The sequence below is a fragment of the Microtetraspora sp. AC03309 genome (assembly GCF_020826795.1).
Taxonomy (GTDB): Bacteria; Actinomycetota; Actinomycetes; order Streptosporangiales; family Streptosporangiaceae; genus Microtetraspora; species Microtetraspora glauca.
This window is the reverse complement of the sequence record NZ_JADDIL010000574.1, coordinates 1-414: the sequence shown is the minus strand read 5'-3', so window position 1 is coordinate 414 and position 414 is coordinate 1. Positions and strand designations below refer to the sequence as shown.

General features: G+C 59.4%; 1 protein-coding gene. It reads left to right on the top strand.

What is annotated here, in order from left to right; genetic code table 11:
- Positions 1-224 precede the first annotated feature (224 nt).
- Positions 225-414 (top strand): Rieske 2Fe-2S domain-containing protein (locus IMZ11_RS44420; RefSeq protein ID WP_374463292.1); only part of this gene is annotated, 190 nt, incomplete at its 3' end.

Here is a 414-nt window from a genome sequence, read left to right as displayed (position 1 = left end):
GTGGTGCGCCTGGAGTTCGACAGCAACCCCGATGATCCGGTGTCACCGCAGACAGTGGCCAGTGTCGGCCGGATGCAGCAGATTGCCCTGCGGATCGGACTTCCGGAGCGAGAGTAAAACCTGTTCACCACGGGTATGCCCCAGGTCACGCCTCAATTATTGCCAGAACGACGCAAAAAACTGTAACGTGTTCTAGTTAAGAGCACCGATACGGGAGGCCCACCGTGACTACCGAACATGCCGGCATCAGAGAGATCGACACCGGCGCCCTGCCAGACCGCTATGCGCGGGGTTGGCACTGCCTGGGACCGGTCAAGAACTTCCTTGACGGTCAGCCACACTCTGTCGAGATCTTCGGCACCAAGCTGGTCGTGTTCGCCGACACCAAGGGCGAGTTGAAGATTCTCGACGGCT